The sequence below is a fragment of the Mycetocola miduiensis genome (assembly GCF_900115155.1).
Lineage (GTDB): Bacteria > Actinomycetota > Actinomycetes > Actinomycetales > Microbacteriaceae > Mycetocola_A > Mycetocola_A miduiensis.
In genome coordinates this window covers 483038-498051 of record NZ_FOVM01000001.1, presented here as the reverse complement: position 1 = coordinate 498051, position 15014 = coordinate 483038, and the positions used below count along the sequence as shown (strand labels likewise).

The 15014-nt window shown below is 67.1% G+C and carries 16 protein-coding genes; 12 read left to right on the top strand and 4 right to left on the bottom strand.

What is annotated here, in order from left to right; genetic code table 11:
- Nucleotides 1–3: 3 nt before the first annotated feature.
- The 4 genes from BM197_RS02405 to BM197_RS16190 all read left to right on the top strand — a co-directional run bounded on the left by BM197_RS02405 (nt 4) and on the right by BM197_RS16190 (nt 3896).
- Nucleotides 4–822 (top strand): uroporphyrinogen-III synthase, encoded by an 819-nt coding sequence (locus tag BM197_RS02405; RefSeq protein WP_090708461.1) that lies wholly within the window; start codon nt 4–6, stop codon nt 820–822.
- 114 nt (nt 823–936) lie between these two features.
- The gene (gene hemB, locus BM197_RS02400) at nt 937–1863 is read left to right on the top strand and encodes a porphobilinogen synthase (RefSeq protein ID WP_245762343.1); all 927 of its coding nucleotides are present in this window, start codon (nt 937–939) and stop codon (nt 1861–1863) included.
- Nucleotides 1851–3179, top strand: coding sequence for a glutamate-1-semialdehyde 2,1-aminomutase (hemL, locus tag BM197_RS02395; protein ID WP_090708457.1), 1329 nt, complete (start codon nt 1851–1853; stop codon nt 3177–3179). The genes hemB and hemL overlap by 13 nt, the downstream gene beginning before the upstream one ends.
- 93 nt (nt 3180–3272) lie before the next feature.
- Complete coding sequence (locus tag BM197_RS16190) at nt 3273–3896, top strand: hypothetical protein (protein WP_177216686.1); 624 nt, start codon at nt 3273–3275, stop codon at nt 3894–3896.
- A 104-nt stretch (nt 3897–4000) separates the two neighbouring features.
- Here BM197_RS16190 and BM197_RS02385 read toward each other — a convergent pair whose 3' ends face one another.
- A complete protein-coding gene (locus BM197_RS02385; RefSeq protein ID WP_090708951.1) occupies nt 4001–5008 on the bottom strand; it encodes an MDR family oxidoreductase in 1008 nt (335 codons plus the stop codon).
- 155 nt (nt 5009–5163) lie between these two features.
- On the opposite strand from BM197_RS02385, the gene BM197_RS02380 reads away from it, so the two are divergent.
- Nucleotides 5164–5415, top strand: a complete 252-nt coding sequence (locus BM197_RS02380; protein ID WP_090708455.1) for a hypothetical protein — start codon at nt 5164–5166, stop codon at nt 5413–5415.
- On the opposite strand, the gene trhO is transcribed toward BM197_RS02380, so the two are convergent.
- From trhO to BM197_RS02365, 3 genes are all read right to left on the bottom strand, one after another.
- Complete coding sequence (trhO, locus tag BM197_RS02375; RefSeq protein WP_090708453.1) at nt 5412–6317, bottom strand: oxygen-dependent tRNA uridine(34) hydroxylase TrhO; 906 nt, start codon at nt 6315–6317, stop codon at nt 5412–5414. The genes BM197_RS02380 and trhO overlap by 4 nt on opposite strands.
- Nucleotides 6318–6452: 135 nt before the next feature.
- Entirely contained in the window at nt 6453–6800 is a 348-nt protein-coding gene (locus BM197_RS02370) for a DUF488 domain-containing protein (RefSeq protein WP_218151795.1), read from the bottom strand.
- A gap of 46 nt (nt 6801–6846) precedes the next feature.
- Nucleotides 6847–7611 (bottom strand): IclR family transcriptional regulator, encoded by a 765-nt coding sequence (locus tag BM197_RS02365; protein ID WP_218151794.1) that lies wholly within the window; start codon nt 7609–7611, stop codon nt 6847–6849.
- Between the two features lie 151 nt (nt 7612–7762).
- On the opposite strand from BM197_RS02365, the gene BM197_RS02360 reads away from it, so the two are divergent.
- The 7 genes from BM197_RS02360 (at nt 7763) to BM197_RS02330 (ending at nt 14968) form a co-directional block, all read left to right on the top strand.
- A complete protein-coding gene (locus BM197_RS02360; RefSeq protein ID WP_090708448.1) occupies nt 7763–8704 on the top strand; it encodes an acetaldehyde dehydrogenase (acetylating) in 942 nt (313 codons plus the stop codon).
- Between the two features lie 2 nt (nt 8705–8706).
- On the top strand, nt 8707–9738 hold the full coding sequence (dmpG, locus tag BM197_RS02355) for a 4-hydroxy-2-oxovalerate aldolase (protein WP_090708447.1): 1032 nt from the start codon (nt 8707–8709) through the stop codon (nt 9736–9738).
- Between the two features lie 89 nt (nt 9739–9827).
- On the top strand, nt 9828–11021 hold the full coding sequence (locus tag BM197_RS02350) for a thiolase family protein (protein WP_090708445.1): 1194 nt from the start codon (nt 9828–9830) through the stop codon (nt 11019–11021).
- Between the two features lie 162 nt (nt 11022–11183).
- Nucleotides 11184–11948 (top strand): SDR family NAD(P)-dependent oxidoreductase, encoded by a 765-nt coding sequence (locus BM197_RS02345; RefSeq protein WP_090708441.1) that lies wholly within the window; start codon nt 11184–11186, stop codon nt 11946–11948.
- 137 nt (nt 11949–12085) lie between these two features.
- Nucleotides 12086–12856, top strand: a complete 771-nt coding sequence (locus BM197_RS02340; protein ID WP_090708440.1) for an enoyl-CoA hydratase/isomerase family protein — start codon at nt 12086–12088, stop codon at nt 12854–12856.
- Between the two features lie 131 nt (nt 12857–12987).
- Complete coding sequence (locus BM197_RS02335; RefSeq protein WP_090708438.1) at nt 12988–13815, top strand: SDR family oxidoreductase; 828 nt, start codon at nt 12988–12990, stop codon at nt 13813–13815.
- 103 nt (nt 13816–13918) lie between these two features.
- Nucleotides 13919–14968, top strand: a complete 1050-nt coding sequence (locus tag BM197_RS02330; protein ID WP_090708436.1) for an enoyl-CoA hydratase/isomerase family protein — start codon at nt 13919–13921, stop codon at nt 14966–14968.
- Nucleotides 14969–15014: the final 46 nt, after the last annotated feature.

Genomic DNA, 15014 nt, shown 5'->3' with positions numbered 1-15014 from the left:
ATCATGTCCACACCCGCATCATCGAAGCCGCTGAAAGGCTGGCGCATTCTTGTGCCTCGCGGTGGACCGTGGGGTGACAGCGTCGCCGCGGACCTCCGCGCCCGAGGGGCAACCCCGGTTGTGGCACCGATGATCAACTTCGCACCGACCGACGACCCGGAGCGGCTGACCACAGCGCTCGGTGCGCTCGCGGATGGCGCTTTCGACTGGCTCACCGTGACGAGTGCGACAACGGTCGACGTCATGTATTCCCAGGGTGTGCGCATCCCGGAACGCACGCGAGTCGCCGCCGTCGGTGAGACGACGGCCGCCGCACTCCAGGCCGTCGGCTACCGCGTCGACCTCGTGCCCGCGAAGGACAACTCGGCTCGGGGCATGGTCTCCGAGCTCACCCGCCTGGAGCCCCAACCCAAACGGTTCCTCACCCTGCGCTCCGAGATCGCAAAGCCCCTGCTGACCGAGGGCCTCATCTCGGCCGGGCATGACGTCGAATCGGTCGTGGCCTACCGCACCATCGGCGAGCCGGTGTCCGAAAAGGTCATCGAGGACGTCCGCTCGGGCCGTATCAACGGCATCCTGGTCACCAGTGGCAGCGTCGCACAGCAGGTCGTCGAGCAATTCGGTGAACTCCCTGAATCGACGCTCGTCGCAGCGATCGGGCCGAGGACGGCACAGGATGCCGCCGATTTCGGCCTTGCGGTCCATGTCGTCTCCCGGCACCAGACGGTCGCCGCGCTGCTTGACACGATGGTGGCACTTGTCGAAGCCGGCGACGCCCCGCGCGCCGTGAACGTCGCGGTCGACTCGGCGGTCGACGACTGAGGCGACCCCCTCGCCGCTGCCGAGGCACTCGGAGAGGGTTCAGCCGCCGACGCGTAGGCTGGACAGGTGAACGTACCCGTGATTCGTCCCCGCAGACTCCGCCAGACTCCCGCCATGCGCCGCCTCGTATCCGAGACCCGGGTGCATCCGGCGGAACTCGTCCTCCCGCTCTTCGTTCGCGAGGGTGTCAATGAGGCCGTGCCGATCAGCTCGATGCCGGGTGTTTCGCAACACACCCTCGACTCCCTCAAAAGGGCGGCGACGGATGCCGCAGAGGCTGGCGTCGGCGGCGTGATGCTGTTCGGGGTGCCGGAAACACGTGATGCCACCGGATCGCAGGCGACTGACCCGAACGGCATCCTCAACGTGGCGACAGCGGCCCTGGTGGCCGAGGTCGGCGATGCCCTCGTCGTTCAGACCGACCTGTGCCTCGACGAGTTCACCGACCACGGACATTGCGGGGTCCTCGACGACTCCGGTCGTGTCGACAACGACGCCACCCTCGAGCGCTACGTAGACATGGCACTGGTCCAGGCGGATGCCGGGTCGAGCATATTGGGTCTCAGCGGCATGATGGACGGGCAGGTGGACGCTGTCCGCACCGCCCTCGACGAAGCCGGCTTCCTCGACACCGCGATCCTCGCCTACTCTGCCAAGTACGCCTCCGCGTTCTACGGCCCGTTCCGTGAAGCGGTCGACTCTCAACTCAGCGGAGACCGGCGCACCTACCAGCTCAACCCGGGAAACCGGCGTGAGGGCATGCGCGAGGCAACCCTCGACATGTCCGAAGGCGCGGACATCGTCATGGTGAAGCCAGCGGGAAGCTACCTCGACGTCCTCGCCGACGTCGCCGCGATGAGCGATATTCCGGTCTGGGCATACCAGGTCTCCGGGGAGTACGCGATGATCGAAGCGGCGGCGCAGAACGGCTGGATCGACCGGAGGCGTGCGATCGAGGAATCCGTCGTCGGCATCCGCCGGGCGGGGGCCGATGCGGTCCTCACCTACTGGGCGACTGAACTGGCAGGATGGCTGCGATGAGCAACGACGACCTGTTCACCCGCGCCAAGCTCTCCATCCCCGGCGGTGTGAACTCGCCGGTGCGCGCTTTCGGTTCCGTCGGCGGAACTCCCCGCTTCCTCGTGAAGGCATCGGGGGCCATGGTGACGGATGCCGACGGCACCGAATACGTGGACCTCGTCGGTTCCTGGGGCCCGGCGATCCTCGGCCATGCCCACCGCGACGTGGTGCGCGCCGTGCAGGACGCAGCAGCCCGTGGTCTCTCCTTCGGCGCATCCACTCCTGCTGAGACCGAACTCGCCGAACTGGTCAAAGAGCGGGTCTCTGCCCTCGGCGTGTCCCCGATCGAGAAGCTCCGTCTGGTATCCACCGGCACGGAGGCGACGATGACGGCCATCCGCCTGGCTCGCGGTTTCACCGGCCGTGACCTCCTCGTGAAGTTCGCCGGGCACTACCACGGGCACTCCGACGGTCTCCTCGCCGAAGCCGGCTCCGGACTGGCCACCCTCGCCATGCCTGCATCGGCCGGTGTACCCGCGGCAATCGCAGCGCAGACCCTGGTCTTGCCGTACAACGACCTCGACGCGCTGCGCGCGGTGTTCGCCGAGCGTGGCGACCAGATCGCCGCCGTCATCACCGAGGCGGCCGCCGCCAACATGGGTGTGCTCGCGCCCGACCGCGGCTTCAATGCAGCCCTGCACGAACTCGCCCACGAGCACGGCGCCCTCGTCATCCTCGACGAGGTACTCACCGGGTTCCGCGTGAGTTCCTCGGGCTACTGGGGCCTCTCGCTGGCCGACGGTCCTCTCTACACGCCGGACCTGTTCACCTTCGGCAAGGTCATCGGCGGAGGGATGCCGCTCGCGGCGCTCGGCGGACGCGCCGACATCATGGACTACCTCGCCCCGCAGGGGCCGGTGTACCAGGCCGGCACGCTCTCGGGTAACCCGGTGGCCGTGGCGGCTGGGCTCGCTACGCTCGAACGCGCGACCCCCGCCGTGTACGAGCGCCTGGACGAGGCATCCGCTGTGCTGTCCGAGGCGGTGTCGGACGCCCTGAGTCGTGAGGGAGTCGCTCACGTCGTGCAGCGGGCAGGCAACCTGTTCAGTTTCGTCTTCGCCGAGGAGCGGCCGCGCAATTACGCCGAGGCGCAGGCGCAGGAATCGTGGCGCTATGCGCCGTTCTTCCACGCGATGCTCCACGGCGGCGTGTCGCTTCCGCCGAGCGTCTTCGAGGCGTGGTTCGTGTCGGCCGCCCACGACGAGAGGATACTTTCCCGCATCATCGAGGCTCTCCCCGCAGCCGCCCGGGCGGCTGCTTCCGCAAAACCGGCCTGAGCACCGGCCTCGCGGGGGCCGGACAAGCTGGACGTTACCTCTTTGTGAGGTTTCACGGGCGGATTTGTCGCAGGTCACCGGCAGACTAGGGGAATGGCTCGACTCCTGCTGCACTCCGACCGTCTTGAAGTCATCCTGTCGACCGCCGAGAAGACGCTTTCGCTTCGGCGGGAGAACATCGTGGTGCCGCGCTCGTCGATCCGCTCGGCCACGCTGACGGATGATCCGTGGATCTGGGTGCGTGGCATCCGGGCTCCTGGGACCGCCATTCCCCTCACCCTGGCGGTGGGGCAATGGAAGTTTCATGGCGGCAAGGATTTTCTCGTGCTCAAGGGAACCAAGCCCTCCGTCGTGATCGATACGACCGACGAGGAGTTCTCGCGCCTGATCATCACGACGAAGCACGGCATGGAGCTCGTTTCCAAGCTGCAGCTCGATGCGAAGCCGGTGAAGAAGTCGCCGCGGGTCCGCAAGACGACTCCGCAGGTCACGCCGAAACCGAAGCGCGTTTCAACACCGAAGACGGATGCCGACGCGCCCGCCGCCGATGCAGCGCCCCCCGCCACAGATATCACCACTGATGCCACGGCTGTTGTCACGGTGGAGACGGCAGCGGCGGCGGCCAAAACTCGGGCGCCCGTGCGTCGGCCCCGGGCACAGAAGGCCCCGAAGTCGACTCCTGCCGCGGACGACAGCGCGCCCACCGACACGGTCTGAGCCTCGGCCAGGGTGCGCCCGACGCGGGTATTTTTGCGCTGCGCGGGTGCCCATTCACCCGCGCGAGCCCGAATTACCCGCGAGCTGGCCGGTCGGGCAGCGATTCAGGCATTGACGTCGACGACCGTGCGGCCGCGAATGCCTCCGGCGAGGATGCGCTCAGCGCTGTCTTTCGCAGCAGCGAGCGGGATCACCTCAGTCATCCCGTCGAGCAGATCGAGGTCAAGGTCGCGTTCGAGCCGCGCCCACGCTTCCTGCCGCAACGGCAGGGGCGCGTATACCGAGTTGATGCCGGCCAGGCTCACGCCGCGGAGGATGAACGGCAGCACGGTGCCCGGCAGGTCGCTGCCCTGCGCCAGGCCGCACGCGGTCGCCACCCCGCCGTCCTTGAGTTGGGCGATGGCGTTGACGAGGGTGTGGCTTCCGACGGAGTCGACGACGGCGGCGTAGCGCTGGGACTGCATCGGCTTGCCCGGCTCCAAGAGCGCGGCACGATCGAGGATCTGCGAAGCGCCGAGCGCCGAGAGGTATTCACCCTCGCTGTCGGCGCGACCGGTCGACGCAACCACCTCAAAGCCGAGTCTGCTGAGAACCGCGACGGCGACTGAGCCGACGCCTCCGGCAGCACCGGTGACGAGCACAGGTCCATCGGCGGGTGAAACGCCGTGGCGTTCCACCGCGAGCACCGAGAGCATCGCCGTGAACCCGGCCGTGCCGATCGCCGCCGTGCGCAACGGGCCGAGGGCATCCGGTACGCGAACCAGAGCGGACCCGTCCACGCGGGCGCGCTGCGAGAGACCGCCGTGTGAGCTCTCACCGAGCCCAGCCCCCGTCAGCACAACCCTGTCGCCGGGGGACCAGGCCCCGGAATCCGAGGCCTCGACGGTGCCGGCGAGGTCGATGCCGGGGATGAGCGGCCAGGACCTCACCACGCCAGGGCGCCCGCACAGGGCAAGTCCGTCCTTGTAGTTGATGCTCGAATACTGCACAGAGATTAGGGTGTCGCCTGCTCCGAGGTCGCTGTCGCGAAGCTCGCGAACGGATGCCGTCTGCATGGCGGTGCCTGAGGCATCCGTCTCCTTCGATACCCACCAGGCGCGGAACGTCGTCATCATGCGACCAGCCTAGGGGCACGCCGCGGGCAGAATGGGGGATGCAGCGTTCAGCCACCGGTGCACAATCCCGCCGCCCGCCCTCAGGTCAAGGCCCTTGCCGCCCACCCGCGCCGCCGCCTAGCGTCGAAGGAACGCAACGAAAGGGAACACCTATGAGTGACATCGAGAACGGCTCACCGAAGAACGCCCTGCCCGAGGGCCTCGCCGCTACACCCGAGGTCGTCGACGCCCAGTTCGTCGAGCAGGGCTTCAGCGAAGACATCGTCTCTTCACCCGAGCTGCGCGGCCAGGACTACGAAGGCGACAACGAGGTTCTCAAGGAGCACTACAACGCCGCCGACGCCGACCCGGACGCCGCCGACGAGATCCTCAACGAACAGATCGACGGCCGCACAGACGGCTAACCCGCGAGAGCCGCGTGCGTCTCGCAGAGGGGCGCCGCGGCCGCGTGGTCGGCGCAGAGCACGAGCTGGGTGCGGCAGGAGGCATCCGCACAGTTCTGCATGTGCCGCGACGGTGTGCCGCACACCGCGCAGGAGCCGACAACAGCTGCATGGTCTGAGAAGTCTATCGACATGCGGTTATCGAAGACGTACAGCGAGCCCTCCCACAGTCCGTCGTCACCGTAGGTCTCCCCGTAACGGACCACGCCGCCGTCAAGCTGGTAGACCTCGCCGAAACCCCGGCTCTTCATCAGCCCGGACAGCACCTCGCAGCGGATGCCGCCCGTGCAGTACGTGACGACCGGTTTGTCCTTGAGGTGGTCGTATTTTCCGCTGTCGAGTTCGGCCACGAACTCGCGGGTATTCGACACATCCGGCACGATCGCGTCCTTGAAGTGACCGATCTCCGCCTCGAACGCGTTGCGTCCGTCGAAGAAGACGACATCGTCACCGCGCTCAGCTACGAGCTCGTGCAGTTCGCTCGGCTGCAGTTTCGTGCCGCCGCCGACCACGCCGTTCTCATTTACCTCCAGCTCGCCAGGAGCCCCGAAGGACACGATCTCGTCACGCACCTTGACGACGAGCCGGGGAAAGTCGAGGCTGGCACCGCTCTCATCGAGGCCGGTGCCCTCTGACCACTTGACGTCGAGGTTCTTGAAGGCGGGGTATTCGCGTGTCTTGCGGAGGTACTTCTTCACGGCGCCGAGCTCGCCGCCGAGAGTGCCGTTCAGTCCGTCCTTCGAGAGCAGGATCCGCCCGCGCAGATTGAGCGACTCAGCGAGGTCGCGTTGCCAGAGTCGCACGGCATCCGGGTCGGCAAGTGGCGTAAAGACGTAGTAAAGAAGGATCTTCGAAATGGCCACGTCTCGATTTTAGCCGCGGCGAGCTGTACGAGGCCCGGGCGAAGCACGCTCAACAGAATGCTTTCGTCGGCACAAACGCTCGACAGGACACTTCGGCCATAATCCGGGGGTCGATCCTGTGGGGTTGTGGGCAGATCATGGCGAGGTGAGGAAGTCCTTGAGCACCCGCGCGTGGTTGGCCTCCGGGTCTCGTGCGCCGTAGAGCAGCGTCACGGTGGGATGCTGCGCGATCAGCTGGCGGAGTTCAGCGGTGGCCGGATTCGGCTCGAGTTCAACCCGATAGCGCTCTGCGAACTCGTCAAACCTGCCAGGATTGTGGTGCCACTCTGTGCGCAGGTCCGCGCTTGGCGCGACCTCCTTCAGCCAGAGATCGACCGCCGCACGCTCCTTCGTGACGCCGCGTGGCCACAGTCGGTCGACCAGCACCCGCAGACCGTCGACCACGTCAGGGGTGTCGTAAACGCGTTTCAGCCGAACTGTCATGACGATCATCCTGTCAGCGGCCGCGCCCGCGAACCAGTGGCAAGGCTCAGGCGGGGAACCCTAGCAGGGAAGAAAACCGGGACGCTCCCTCGAGGACCAGGTCGACCCAGTGACCTTCAGGATGCTGGTCCCAGCGGCTCACCGGCAGCGAGATGCTGATCGCCGCGACGACGGCCCCTGAGCTGTCACGCACCGGTGCCGCCGCGCACCGGATATTCGGCGTTGACTCCTCGTTCTCGAAAGCGACACCCCGTTCGCGGATGCGCGCGAGTTCGGGTTCCAATTCGGCCAGGGTCCCGATGCTCTTCTCGGTCATCCGCGGCAGGGAGTCCGGCTCGGGGAACCGGGCCGCAAGCGACTGCGGGGAGGCGTATGCGAGCAGTGCCTTGCCCAATCCGGTGACATTCGCGGGCAGCCGCTGGCCGATGCTCGACGGCAGGCGGAGGTTGTCACGGCTTTCGATCTTCGCCAGGTAGAACACGTCGCCGCCTTCGAGCAGCGCCACACTCACCGTCTCACCGCTTCGTGACGCGAGGTCGCGCGCGACATCATTGGCGGCCGAGAGCATGTCGAACCGGGCCGAGTAGGCGTTGCCGAGCTGCAGGAGCCGTACGCCCAGCCGGAAAGTACCGGTGACCTCGTCCTTCTGCAGGTACTCCCGCGCGACGAGGGTGGCCAGGAGTTCGTGGACCGAGGTGCGGGGCAAGCCGGTCTTCCTGACCACGTCTGGCGCGCTGAGCGGAGCACTGTCATCGAGAAACAACTCGAGGATGTCGAGTGTCCGCAGCACTGCTGGGGTAAGTCGGGGCATGCCTTATCAATAGCGGGGAAAGCGGGGCGCCGCAAATGCGCTCACATTGACAATGCCTCCATGATCGTGTTCGATACTTAGGACAAGTGCCGAAGTTTCGAACACCACCGTCCGAAACGTGGGTATTACGACGTAGTGAAAGGAGCGGAGCATGCCACAGGGCGTTTCCGCAGCGATCATCGGTTCCGGCAACATCGGTACCGACCTGATGATCAAGATCCTCCGCGGCAGCGGCATTCTCTCCATTTCGGCCATGGTCGGCATCGACCCCGAGTCTGACGGCCTGGCCCGAGCGGCCCGTCTCGGCGTCACCGCGATCTCCACCGGTGTCGACGGCCTCATCGCCTCGCCGGAGTTCGACGAGATCGAGATCGTCTTCGACGCCACCTCCGCCGGTGCGCACCGCTACAACGCCGAGAAACTGCGCGAAGCTAAGCCGGGCATCCGCCTGATCGACCTCACCCCGGCGGCGATCGGCCCGTACTGCGTTCCGGTGGTGAACCTCGAGCAGAACCTCGACGCGCTGAACGTCAACATGGTCACCTGCGGCGGCCAGGCCACGATCCCGATCGTCTCCGCCGTCTCCGCGGTGACCCCGGTGCACTACGCCGAGATCGTCGCCTCGATCGCGAGCAAGTCCGCAGGTCCTGGCACGCGCGCCAACATCGACGAATTCACCGAGACCACCGCCGAAGCGCTGCAGAGCGTCGGAGGTGCCGCCGCCAGCAAGGCGCTCATCGTCCTCAACCCGGCTGAACCGCCGATGATGATGCGCGACACGGTTTACGTGCTCACGGATGCCGCCGACCGCGACGCGATCGAAGCATCCGTCGACGACATGGTCGCGAAGGTCAACGCATACGTCTCCGGTTACCGGCTCAAGCAGCGGGTTCAGTTCGACGAGATCACCGAACCGGTGAACGTTCCGGGTGTCGGCGACTTCACCGGCCTCAAGACCAGTGTCTTCCTCGAAGTGGAAGGTGCCGCCCACTACCTGCCGTCGTACGCGGGCAACCTCGACATCATGACCTCGGCTGCGCTCCGCACCGCCGAAACGATCGCCACGCGCGCGCTGACAATGGAGGTGGCATAGCCATGACCGATTCCCTCGTTCCCGAGAAGCTGTTCATCTCCGACGTCACTCTCCGCGACGGCAGCCACGCCGTCCGCCACCAGTACAGCAAGAAGAACGTCCTCGACATTGTCACGGCGCTCGACGCCGCCGGCGTGGACAGCGTCGAGGTCGCCCACGGTGACGGACTCAACGGTTCAAGCGTCACCTACGGGTTCTCGCGCCACTCCGACGTCGAACTGATCGAGGCTGCCGCCGAAGCCGCGTCGAACATCGACATCGCGACGCTGCTCATCCCCGGCATCGGCACCATCTCGGACCTCAAGCGGGCGGCATCGGCCGGCGTCAGCTACGTCCGCGTCGCCACGCACTGCACTGAAGCGGATGTCTCGGCGCAGCACATCGCGACGGCTCGTGAGCTCGGACTCAACACCACGGGCTTCCTGATGATGAGCGCGCTGACCACCCCGGCGAAACTCGCCGAGCAGGGCAAGCTCATGGAGGGCTACGGAGCCCAGTGCGTCTACGTCGTCGACTCGTCGGGCGCGCAGACCATGGATGACGTCACCGACCGCGTGAACGCGCTCCGCGACGTCCTCAACCCGGAGACCGAGATCGGGATCCACGCCCACCACAACCTCTCGCTGGGCGTCGCCAACTCGATCGCCGCCGTGAAGGCGGGGGCGAACCGGGTCGACGCGAGCCTCACCGGCATGGGCGCCGGCGCAGGCAACGCGCCGCTCGAGGTCTTCATCGCCGTCGCCGAGAAGCTTGGCTGGAACCACGGAACCGACGTGATGGCCCTGATGAACGCGGCAGACGACATCGTCCGGCCTCTGCAAGTCCGCCCCGTTCAGGTCGACCGCGAGACCCTCGGCCTCGGCTACGCCAACGTCTACTCGTCGTTCCTGCTCCACGCGGAGACCGCATCCGCCAAGTACGGCATCCCGACGATTGAGATCCTGATCGAGCTCGGGCGGCGCAAGATGGTCGGCGGCCAGGAAGACATGATCGTCGACGTCGCCCTCGACCTTCTGAAGAAGAAGGCAGCCTAGTCATCTCCTAGTCATCTCCTACGAGCTCGGCTGCCGCTGGCCCGGTGCGCGGCATCCGTCGTACGCTCGAACGGAACGATCGGAGCACCATGAACCGCGCTGTCATCATCGACGCCATTCGCACCGCATCCGGGCGCGGCAAACCGGGTGGGGGGCTCAGTGAAATCCACCCTGTCGACCTGCTCGCGCAGACTCTCCAGCAACTCATGGAGCGCACCGGCGTCGACCCTGCTTCGATCGATGACGTGATCGCTGGCTGCGTCACCCAGGCCGGTCGGCAATCGTCGAACATCGCCCGCAACGCTGTGCTCGCCGCCGGGTTCCCCGAGAGCGTCCCCGGTACCACCATCGACCGCCAGTGCGGGTCGAGCCAGCAGTCGGCCCAGTTCGCCGCGCAGTCCATCCTCAGCGGAACGAGTGACATCGTGGTCGCGTGCGGTGTCGAGCAGATGAGCCGCCAGCCAATCGGGTACGCCAGGCTCGGCGAGGATGCTTCAGGGCCCATGCTTCGGAGCCGGTACCCGGACGGGCTCGTCCACCAGGGGATCTCCGCTGAACTGATCGCGTCCCGCTGGAAAATCAGCCGGGCGGAGCTCGACGCGTACGCCGCTGAATCCCACGCGCGGGCGGCATCCGCCATCGACCGCGGACTGTTCCTGCCGGAGGTGGTTCCGGTCACCGTGACTGCGGCTGACGGGAGCACGACCCGGTTCAGTATTGATGAGACGGTGAGGCGGGGCACAACGGCTGACGGCCTGGCCAGCCTCCCGCCGGCGTTCCGGGATGACGCGTACACAGAGCGGTTCCCCGAAATCGGCTGGAACATCACGGCGGGCAACTCGTCGCCGCTCACCGACGGAGCATCCGCGGCGTTGATCATGAGCGAAGCGAAGGCCGAGGAGCTCGGGCTGACCCCGCTCGCCCGGTTCGTGGGCTTCGCCCAGGTGGGCAGCGACCCGATCGAGATGCTCACCGGCATCCTCCCGGCGACGCGACGGGTGCTCGACCGCACAGGCATCCGAATCGACGACATCGACGTGTTCGAGGTGAACGAGGCCTTCGCCTCGGTACCGCTTGCCTGGCAGCGGGAGTTCGACGTGGACGCCACCCTGCTGAACCCGTGGGGCGGCGCCATCGCGCTCGGCCACCCGCTCGGCGCGTCCGGGACCCGGCTCCTCGCCACCCTCGTCAACGCCCTCCGCACCGGCGGTGGGCGTTACGGCCTGCAGACGATGTGTGAGGGCGGCGGCATGGCCAACGCCACCATTCTCGAGCGGATCTGATCCGGTTCCACCGGGCGTTGTAGAACCGGCACAACCGCGCCGCACAGCAACGGTGGCAGGAACAGCCGCCGCCGACAACCGGAGTGGAGCGCCAGCCGGCCGCCCTCTAGGCTCGCAGCACGCCCGCTCAGCACACCCGCACAGTACCGAGAGGATCCAGCAATGAAGCTTGACGGAGCATCCGCCCTCATCACCGGGGGTGCCTCAGGACTCGGCAACGCCACCGCCACCCGGCTGGCCGCTGCTGGTGTTTCGGTGGTGATCGTCGACCTGCCCTCATCGCCCGGCGCGGATGCCGCGGCGCGGCTGGGCGGGAACGCCCGGTTCGTTGCGGCTGACGTTTCGAACGAGGACGACGTACAGGCGGCCGTCGACGCCGCGGTCGCGCTCGCACCGCTCCGTATCGTCGTCAATTGCGCCGGAGTCGCAACGCCGGGGAAAGTCCTCGGACGGGACGGGACGCTGCCCCTCGCAACCTTCACCCGGGTGCTCGAAATCAACCTGATCGGCACGTTCAACGTCGTGCGTCTCGCCGCCAATGCGATGGCGGAGTCTGAGCCGGATGCCGAGGGGGAGCGTGGCGTGATCGTCAACACGGCATCCGTTGCGGCGTTCGACGGGCAGATCGGCCAGCCTGCCTATGCCGCGTCGAAGGGCGGAGTGCACGCGATGACGTTGCCGCTCGCGCGGGAGTTCGCCCGTTACGGCATCCGGGTCAACACGATCGCCCCCGGGATCATGGAGACGCCGATGCTCAAGAGCCTGCCCCAGGCCGCCCAGGATTCGCTCGGGGAGCAGGTTCCGTTCCCGTCCCGGCTCGGCCGGCCGGACGAGTACGCGTCGCTCGTGCAGCACATCCTCGAGAACCCGTACCTCAACGGTGAAACCATCCGCCTCGACGGCGCCATCCGGATGGCGCCCAAGTAGCGGCCCGTCCCCTCCTCCGTCTCCTCCTCCGTTGGAATCACCCGTTCCGGTCGGGATCACCCGGTACGCCGGGTGAGTTCGTCCGCACTGAGTGATCCCGCCCCGACACACCACCCGCCCGCAAGGAAAGTGACCGCATGACCGACAGCATCCTTCTCACCGTCGAAAACGGACTCGCCCGGATCACCCTCAACCGCCCGGAGCGGCTGAACGCGATCAACGCCGAGGCCGCGCAGGCGTGGCGGGACATCGCCGCTGAAGTCGCCGAACGCTCCGATGTCGGAGCGGTGCTGCTTGATGCGGTCGGGCCCGCGTTCTGCGCAGGCGGAGACGTCGCCGAGATGTCAGCGATGGGTGGCAGCATGAACTCGATCGGGGACTTCGCCGACATCATCCACGAGGGGCACCGCTCGCTCTCGGCGATGCCGAAGCCCATCGTGGCGGCGGTGAACGGTGCGGTCGCCGGCGGAGGTCTCGGGTTCATGCTCGTCGCCGACTACATCGTCGCTGCAACCTCGGCGAAGTTCGTGTCCAAGTACGCCGACATCGGCCTCACCCCCGACTGCGGTGTTTCGACGCTCCTGCCGGAGGCTGTTGGCATGCGTCGCGCGCTTCAGCTCACCCTGACGAGCCGGTCGCTCACCGCCGACGAGGCGCTCGACTGGGGCCTCGTATCCGAGGTCGTCGCCGACGGTGAGACGGATGACCGCGCTCGCGAGATCGCCGCCGGCTGGCTGTCCGGGGCGACCGCAGCATTCGGCGAGGCGAGGCGGCTCCTCCGGGGCGGCGTCGGTCGCGACTACACCACCGCGCTCGACGACGAAGCGCGCACCATCGGAGCAGCGTTCGAAACCGCGGACGCCCAGGCGCGGATCGGCGCGTTCCTCGCCCGGTCCGCCCGCCGCTAGCACTGCCCGCGCGTTCACGCGCTGCGGACGGAAGCACCCGGCACGCCGGGTGTCCCGGTCCGCAACGGGCGACCACGAAAGCCAGCCCGCGGCATCCGCACCCCCTCAGCCCTTCCAACGAAAGTGACTCCATGACCGCACCACTCGCCGGAAAGACCCTCCTCATGTCGGGCGGAAGCCGCGGCATCGGTCTCGCCATCGCGCTTCGCGCCGCACACGACGGCGCCAACGTCGTTCTGCTCGCCAAAACAGACACCCCGGATCCCCGGCTCGAGGGCACGATCCACACCGCCGCCGAGGCCATCCACGAAGCTGGCGGCCACGCGCTCGCCGTCGTCGGCGATGTGCGCAACGACGAGGACATCGCCAGCGCCGTCGCACAGGCGGTTTCGGCGTTCGGTGGCATCGACATCGTCGTCAACAACGCCAGCGTGATCAGCCTCGCCCGCACGCTCGACCTGGAACCGAAACGGTTCGACCTCATGCAGGACGTCAACATGCGCGGCACCTTCATGCTGTCCCGCGCGGCACTCCCGCACCTCAAGGAGGCCGAGAACGCCCACATCCTCTCGCTCAGCCCGCCGATCAACCTCGACCCGAAGTGGCTCGGCGCCCACACCGGCTACACCCTCGCGAAGTACGGCATGTCGCTCGCGACCCTCGGCTTTGCCGCCGAGTTCGCCCGCGACGGCATCGCCGCCAACACACTCTGGCCGCGCACGACGATCAAGACCGCCGCGGTCGGCAACATCCTGGGCGGCGAAGCGCTCCTGGCCAGGAGCAGGACACCGGAGATCTACGCGGATGCCGCTTACGAGGTCCTCACCAAACCGGCTCGCGAATACACGGGTCAGTCCCTCATCGTCGAGGACGTGCTGATCGACGCCGGAGTCACTGACTTCGCTCAGTACTCCCCGGGAGTCGACGAGAAGGATCTGTTCCCCGACATTTTCTTGTAGCGGCCTCCGCCGGCCACCGAATCACCTGTTGCGGGCCCAGAACACCCGGCGCACCGGGTGAGCCCGTCCGAGGTGAGTGGAACCGCGGGCTTAAGCTCGGAGGGTGGAGAGAGCGGGCGAAGACGAGCTGCTGACGAGTGTCGCCGACGGCGTCGGCCGTCTCACCCTGAATCGCCCCGAAGCCCTCAACGCGATTACCCATGGGATGGTCCTCGGCATCCGGGATGCCCTCGACCGGTGGCGCGACGACCCCGAAGTCTCGCTCGTCCTCCTCGACGGCATCGGCGACCGTGGCCTGAGCGCTGGCGGCGACATTCGCGCGCTGCATGCGAACGCGCTCGCCGGCCGCAACGACCTCACCCGCCGGTTCTGGTATGACGAATACGAACTCTGCGCTCTCATCGACGAGTACCCCAAGCCGTTCATTTCGATCATGGACGGCATCACCATGGGCGGCGGGGTGGGTGCGTCTGCGCACGCGAGCATCCGTATCGTCACCGAGAGGAGCCGGGTAGCCATGCCCGAAACCCGGATTGGTTTCAACCCAGACGTGGGCGCAACCTACCTCCTTGCCCGGGCGCCGGGCGAACTCGGCACCTATCTCGCTCTCAACGCGGCGACAATGACGGCGTCGGATGCTCTCGCATGCGGTTTCGCGGACTATTACGTCCCCTCAGACCGGCTCCCGCACCTCTACCAGGCCCTCGGTGAACGGGCGGACCCGGGCAGCCCGGCGGAGATCATCCTTCTCTTTGATGAGACGCCGCCGCCGTCTGAACTGCTGGCGCGCAGGGACTGGATCGACCGGTGCTATTCGGCGGACTCCGTTGCGGACATCCTCGAACGTCTCGGCTCCGAATCCGACCGTGACGCCGGCCAGGCTGCCAACGACCTCACCCGGCTCTCGCCGCTGGGCCTGACCGTGTCGCTCGCCGCGCTCCGCTCCGCCCGTCAGCTTGACACTCTCCGTGCCTCGCTCGAGCAGGAGTACCGGGTCTCGTCGTGGCTGGCGGACCAGCCCGACTGGATCGAGGGCATCCGTGCGCAAGTGATCGACAAGGACCGCAAACCGCGGTGGATGCCGTCGACCCTGGCGACGGTCCCGGCGAACGTTTCCAACGTCGCGCTGAATCACCAGCCGCCGCGGCATTGAGTGCCGGTATACGCAGAGCGGGTGAACCGACGCAAATCGTACCATT

Coding starts and splice junctions, on each gene's coding strand:
- BM197_RS02335 (WP_090708438.1), top strand. CDS start 12,988: ATGACCGCACCACTCGCCGGAAAGACCCTCCTCATGTCGGGCGGAAGC.
- BM197_RS02360 (WP_090708448.1), top strand. CDS start 7,763: ATGCCACAGGGCGTTTCCGCAGCGATCATCGGTTCCGGCAACATCGGT.
- BM197_RS02380 (WP_090708455.1), top strand. CDS start 5,164: ATGAGTGACATCGAGAACGGCTCACCGAAGAACGCCCTGCCCGAGGGC.
- BM197_RS02340 (WP_090708440.1), top strand. CDS start 12,086: ATGACCGACAGCATCCTTCTCACCGTCGAAAACGGACTCGCCCGGATC.
- BM197_RS02345 (WP_090708441.1), top strand. CDS start 11,184: ATGAAGCTTGACGGAGCATCCGCCCTCATCACCGGGGGTGCCTCAGGA.
- BM197_RS02350 (WP_090708445.1), top strand. CDS start 9,828: ATGAACCGCGCTGTCATCATCGACGCCATTCGCACCGCATCCGGGCGC.
- dmpG (WP_090708447.1), top strand. CDS start 8,707: ATGACCGATTCCCTCGTTCCCGAGAAGCTGTTCATCTCCGACGTCACT.
- BM197_RS02370 (WP_218151795.1), bottom strand. CDS start 6,800: ATGACAGTTCGGCTGAAACGCGTTTACGACACCCCTGACGTGGTCGAC.
- hemL (WP_090708457.1), top strand. CDS start 1,851: ATGGCTGCGATGAGCAACGACGACCTGTTCACCCGCGCCAAGCTCTCC.
- BM197_RS02385 (WP_090708951.1), bottom strand. CDS start 5,008: ATGACGACGTTCCGCGCCTGGTGGGTATCGAAGGAGACGGATGCCTCA.
- BM197_RS02365 (WP_218151794.1), bottom strand. CDS start 7,611: ATGCCCCGACTTACCCCAGCAGTGCTGCGGACACTCGACATCCTCGAG.
- BM197_RS16190 (WP_177216686.1), top strand. CDS start 3,273: ATGGCTCGACTCCTGCTGCACTCCGACCGTCTTGAAGTCATCCTGTCG.
- BM197_RS02405 (WP_090708461.1), top strand. CDS start 4: ATGTCCACACCCGCATCATCGAAGCCGCTGAAAGGCTGGCGCATTCTT.
- hemB (WP_245762343.1), top strand. CDS start 937: ATGCGCCGCCTCGTATCCGAGACCCGGGTGCATCCGGCGGAACTCGTC.